This is a genomic window from Streptomyces regalis (assembly GCF_001509475.1).
GTDB classification, from domain to species: domain Bacteria; phylum Actinomycetota; class Actinomycetes; order Streptomycetales; family Streptomycetaceae; genus Streptomyces; species Streptomyces regalis.
In genome coordinates, this window is sequence record NZ_LLZG01000152.1 from 1 (window position 1) to 4,475 (window position 4,475).

At 70.6% G+C, this 4,475-nt stretch carries 4 protein-coding genes; all 4 read right to left on the minus strand.

What is annotated here, in order from left to right; translation table 11 throughout:
* Positions 1-128: 128 nt before the first annotated feature.
* The 4 genes from ADL12_RS19785 to ADL12_RS19800 all read right to left on the minus strand — a co-directional run bounded on the left by ADL12_RS19785 (position 129) and on the right by ADL12_RS19800 (position 4,257).
* Positions 129-1,610: an MFS transporter gene (locus ADL12_RS19785; RefSeq protein WP_062704002.1), complete on the minus strand. Its 1,482-nt coding sequence runs from the start codon at positions 1,608-1,610 to the stop codon at positions 129-131.
* Positions 1,611-1,693: 83 nt separating this feature from the next.
* Positions 1,694-2,716, minus strand: a complete 1,023-nt coding sequence (fbaA, locus tag ADL12_RS19790; RefSeq protein WP_062704003.1) for a class II fructose-bisphosphate aldolase — start codon at positions 2,714-2,716, stop codon at positions 1,694-1,696.
* A gap of 184 nt (positions 2,717-2,900) precedes the next feature.
* Complete coding sequence (gene pyrE, locus ADL12_RS19795; RefSeq protein WP_062704004.1) at positions 2,901-3,449, minus strand: orotate phosphoribosyltransferase; 549 nt, start codon at positions 3,447-3,449, stop codon at positions 2,901-2,903.
* Positions 3,450-3,459: 10 nt separating this feature from the next.
* On the minus strand, positions 3,460-4,257 hold the full coding sequence (locus tag ADL12_RS19800; RefSeq protein ID WP_062704005.1) for an aldose epimerase family protein: 798 nt from the start codon (positions 4,255-4,257) through the stop codon (positions 3,460-3,462).
* Positions 4,258-4,475: the final 218 nt, after the last annotated feature.

A 4,475-nucleotide genomic window follows, 5' to 3' on the forward strand; every position in this document is an offset into this window, starting at 1 on the left:
GGGCCGAAGCGGGGGTCCAGGGGGCGGCAGCCCCCTGGCGGGGTCGAAGGGGCGGAGCCCCTTCAGGATGGGACGGGTAGGGGCGGCGGGGGCGAGAAACGCACCACGGCAACCGCACGCCCCCAGCCCTAGGAACCCCCACCCTCAGGCACCCGCCCCCGCACCGGCCGCCCTTCCAACGGCGGCGCCGTGACACCGCAATGCGTGCGGCACTCGGGGTGAGCGCACTCCGGGGGAAGGCGGCGCACGGTCGCGAAGGCGAGGACCGCCCCCGCGGCCAAGACGCCCGCGCACAGGACCATCGCCCGCCCGAAGGCATCGTCGAAGGCCACCGGCGAGCGATACGCCTCCTGCCCCATCCCGGTCAGCAGAGGCAGCGCGGCCACGGCGACGAGCCCGGCCGCGCGCGCCGCCGCGTTGTTGATGCCACTGGCCAGCCCGGCCCGCGCGACGTCCACGGAGGCAAGGACGGTGGCGGTCAGCGGCGCGACCAGGGTGACCAGCCCGAAGCCGAGGACGAGGACGGCCGGCAGCACGTCGGCGACATACGAGGCGTCCGCCCCGACGCGCAGCATCAGCAGCATGCCGGCCGCACACAGCAGGGGCCCCACGGTGAGCGGGATGCGCGGCCCGATCCGGTCGGCCAGGGCGCCGGAGCGGGCGGAGAGCAGCAGCATCAGGACGGTCGCCGGCAGCAGTGCCGTACCGGCGCCGAGAGCCGAGTACCCGGAGACGACCTGGAGCTGGATCACGGCGAGGAAGAAGAAGCCGCCGAGGGCCGCGTACACACACAGGGTGACGACGTTGACCACGGTGAACTGGCGGGACGCGAAGATGTCGAGCGGCATCATCGGGTCGGGGCGCCGCTTCTCGACGAACACGAAGGCGATGCCGGCGGCCACACCGGCGACCGCGGACACGACGACGACCACCGAGCCCTCCCGGGCCTCGATCAGCGCGTACGTCACCAGGGCGAGGGACAGGGCACCGAGCGCCGCGCCGAGCACGTCGAAGCGGCCGTGTGTACGACCGTCCCCCGACTCGGGGACATGCCGCAGGGCCACCGGCACACACAGCAGGGCCAGCGGGACGTTGAGCAGGAACACCCACCGCCACCCGGGCCCGTCGACCAGCCACCCGCCCAGGAACGGCCCGACCGCCGCCCCGACACCCCCGAACCCCGACCACAGGCCCACGGCCCGCCCCCGGTCGTCGGGATGGAAGGACGCCTGGATGAGCGCGAGCGAGCCCGGCGTGAGCAGAGCCCCGCCGATGCCCTGCAAGGCCCGCGCGGCGACGAGCACCCCGGCGTTCGGCGCGATCCCGCACAGCAGCGAGGCCGCCGCGAACCACACGACCCCGATGACGAAGATCTTGCGACGCCCGTACCGGTCCCCCAGCGAACCGCCCAGCAGGATCAGCCCGGCCAGCGTGAGCATGTACGCGTTGACGGTCCACTGCAGGGCGGCCAGGTCGGCGTCGAGGTCACGGCCGATGCGTGGAAGGGCGACGTTGACGACGGTCGAGTCCAGCAGCGCCATGCTGGAGCCGAGAACCGTGGTGAGCAGGATCCACTTGCCCTGCGGGGAGGCCAGCCGGACGTCGGGCATGCCCCCAGGTATACAGCGAGCCCGGCGCCGTAGACAGACGCCGGGCTCACAAGCTCCCCGAGAGATACCCGGAGAACCACGAACTACTTGATCTTCGTACCCGTCGAGCGCAGGTTGGAGCAGGCCTCCGTCACGCGCGCGGCCATGCTCGCCTCGGCGAGCTTGCCCCAGGTCCGCGGGTCGTAGGTCTTCTTCGAACCGACCTCGCCGTCGACCTTGAGCACACCGTCATAGTTCTTGAACATGTGGTCGGCGACCGGACGCGTGAAGGCGTACTGCGTGTCGGTGTCGATGTTCATCTTGACGACGCCGTTGCCCAGCGCGGTAGCGATCTCCTCGGCGGTGGAACCGGAGCCGCCGTGGAAGACGAAGTCGAACGGGGACGCCTTGCCGTACTTGGCGGCGACGCCCTCGTTGAGCTCCTTGAGCAGCTCGGGGCGGAGCACGACGTTGCCCGGCTTGTAGACACCGTGGACGTTGCCGAAGGAGGCGGCGAGCAGGTAGCGCCCCTTCTCACCGAGACCGAGGGCCTCGACCGTACGGATCGCGTCGTCGACCGTCGTGTACAGCGAGTCGTTGATCTCGTGCGAGACACCGTCCTCCTCGCCACCGGTCGGGGTGATCTCGACCTCAAGGATGATCTTCGCGGCGCGGGCGCGCTCCAGCAGCTCCTGCGCGATGGAGAGGTTGTCGGCCAGGGTCTCGGCCGAGCCGTCCCACATGTGCGACTGGAACAGCGGGTTCTCACCGCGCGCGACCCGCTCCTCCGACACCGCGAGCAGCGGCCGTACGTACCCGTCGAGCTTGTCCTTCGGGCAGTGGTCCGTGTGCAGGGCGACGGTGATGTCGTACTTCTTGGCGACGATGTGCGCGAACTCGGCCAGGGCGACGGCGCCGGTCACCATGTCCTTGTTGTGCTGACCGCCCAGGAACTCGGCGCCACCCGTCGAGATCTGGATGATGCCGTCGCTCTCCGCCTCCGCGAAACCGCGCAGGGCCGCGTGCAGGGTCTGAGTCGAGGTCACGTTGATGGCCGGGTAGGCGAACTTGCCTGCCTTCGCCCGGTCGAGCATCTCGTTGTAGACCTCGGGGGTTGCGATGGGCATCTGTCCGCTCCTTGGAGTGTGCGGGTTGACGTACTGCGTACGTAACTGCGTACGGCGTTCTTCTTACGGCCCTGACCTAGACCTTGGGGGGTTGCGACGTCGTCGTCGGCCCCATCTTTCCAGACGAACCGGGATGGTCCGAGCGTCTGTCATCAGCCGAGATGGACGCCCGTGGGGACCTCGGTCAGTCGAGCCCGAGCTCGTCCTTGGAGTAGGCGAACAGGTACGGCACCCCGGCCCCCGCCTGGATTTTCTCGGCGGCGCCGGTGGCCCGGTCGACGATCGTGGCGACGCCGACGACCTCGGCTCCCGCCTCACGCACGGCCTCGACGGCGGCGAGCGGCGACCCGCCGGTGGTGGAGGTGTCCTCGACGACGAGCACCCGCCGCCCCGCGATGTCCGGCCCCTCGACCCGCCGCTGCAGCCCGTGCGCCTTGGCGGCCTTGCGCACGACGAAGGCGTCCAGCCGCTTCCCGCGCGCCGCGGCGGCGTGCAGCATCGCGGCGGCCACGGGGTCGGCGCCCATGGTGAGCCCGCCCACCGCGTCGAACTCCAGCTCCGCGGTCAGATCGAGCAGCACCTGCCCGACCAGCGGAGCCGCCTCCCCGTCGAGGGTGATCCGCCGAAGATCGACGTAGTAATCAGCCTCCAGCCCCGACGACAGGGTCACCTTGCCGTGCACCACGGCCTTGTCCTTGATCTGCTGCAGCAGCTCGCCACGTACGTCAGTCATGCCGCCCAGCTTAGAGGCGCCGCCAGCTCCAGACAGTCGTGGCCTCGAGCGGCTCCAGGGGCGTGACCAGGCGGGGGAGACTGTTCAGCCCATTGGGCGGCCCGGTCTGCGGCTCGACACACACGGCGGCCTCCTGCTCGTCGTACACGACGACCCACTCCTGGCGGCTGGCCACCTTCAGCTCCAACTGCCCCGGCCAGGTGAGCGTGACGTCGACCCCGCCGGGCATGCCGAAGCAGTCGTCCCAGGGCCCCGGCTTCGGCTCGATCCGATTCCCGGTGGGAAGGTGATCGTCCCCGCGCTCCTCCTGCCAGGCCGGGCTGAAGTCGAGCCGCACATCCTGTGCCCCCTCCCCGCCGAGGTTCCGGTTGAACCAGGGGTGCCAGCCGATCTGCGCCGGGAAGGACGTCTCATACGTCTCGACGGACATGGTGAGGCTGAGGCTGTCCGGGGTGAGCGCGACGACCTGGGTGACGCGGCCGGCGTAGGGCCAGGGCTCGACCAGGTCATACGTGATCACCACCTCGCCGTCGGCGACCCGGGCCACGCGCCAGGCGCCGTCCCGCACGGTGCCGTGGATGGCGTTCGGCGGGGCGTTGAGCGGCATCTGCCGCACCACGGCCCCGTCCAGGAACCGCCCGTCCCGGATCCGCCCGCACCAGGGAACCATCGGGAAACACCCGAACCGCTCCCCCTGCCGCAACAACTCGATCCCCCCGACGCGCAACCCACCGACCCGCCCGCCGTTCCCCGGCAGCACGTCCACCTCCGCGTCACCCGCGGTCAGCGTGATGTGTTCGTTACTCACGGGACGACCCTACTGGGGCGATCAAGAGGCCGAGGCCCACTCACGGCCCTTCCCAACACCGGCCCGCATCACCCAGCCCGCCCGGCACTTGAAGACAACCCCACACCGTCCCGGCGCAGGTGCTTCGCCTCATGATGCTGACGGCCACTTCCCACCGCCGACCCATGCATTTCAGCCCACCCGGCGCTGGAGGACGGGACCACACCATCCCTAACCCC

Coding starts and splice junctions, on each gene's coding strand:
- pyrE (WP_062704004.1), bottom strand. CDS start 3,449: ATGACTGACGTACGTGGCGAGCTGCTGCAGCAGATCAAGGACAAGGCC.
- fbaA (WP_062704003.1), bottom strand. CDS start 2,716: ATGCCCATCGCAACCCCCGAGGTCTACAACGAGATGCTCGACCGGGCG.
- ADL12_RS19785 (WP_062704002.1), bottom strand. CDS start 1,610: ATGCCCGACGTCCGGCTGGCCTCCCCGCAGGGCAAGTGGATCCTGCTC.